The sequence below is a fragment of the Pseudomonas sp. G1002 genome (assembly GCF_013385455.1).
Taxonomy (GTDB): domain Bacteria; phylum Pseudomonadota; class Gammaproteobacteria; order Pseudomonadales; family Pseudomonadaceae; genus Aquipseudomonas.
Genome location: NZ_JACAPY010000060.1, coordinates 615 through 1,255 on the forward strand (window position 1 = coordinate 615; position 641 = coordinate 1,255).

At 63.0% G+C, this 641-nt stretch carries 1 protein-coding gene; it reads left to right on the forward strand.

What is annotated here, in order from left to right:
- The coding region (locus HX801_RS31045; protein WP_177023373.1) for an AMP-binding protein at window positions 1–641 on the forward strand (641 nt) is incomplete at both ends.

Below are 641 nucleotides of genomic sequence, written 5' to 3' on the forward strand. Positions count from 1 at the left end.
TGCTGATCGTGCCGTACGACGTCAGCCGCTCGCCCCAGGAATTCCTCGACCTGTTGTGCGACGCGGGCGTCACGGTGCTCAACCAGACGCCGTCGGCGTTCAAGCAGTTGATGCACGTGGCTTGTACCGACTCCCGGGCCAATGCCCTGCGCTACGTGGTATTCGGCGGCGAGGCGCTGGACGTCAAGAGCCTGCGCCCATGGTTCGAACGGTTTGGCGACAGCGCGCCACAGCTGATCAACATGTACGGCATCACCGAAACCACGGTGCACGTCACCTACCGTCCGCTGTCGGTGGCTGATCTCGAGCTGGACGCCAGCAGTCCGATTGGCGAACCGATAGCCGACCTGTCGTGGTACCTGCTCGACGGTGAACTGAACCCGGTGGCCAAAGGCTGCATCGGTGAACTGTATGTTGGCCGCGCCGGCCTGGCCCGGGGCTACCTGAAGCGTGGCGACCTGACGGCACTGCGTTTTATTCCCGACCCGTTCGGCGAAAGCGGTGCGCGGTTGTACCGCACCGGTGACCTGGCGCAATACCGCAGCGACGGGGTGATCGAGTACATCGGCCGGATTGACCATCAGGTGAAAATCCGTGGCTTCCGTATCGAACTGGGTGAAATTGAAGCGCGCCTGAACGCC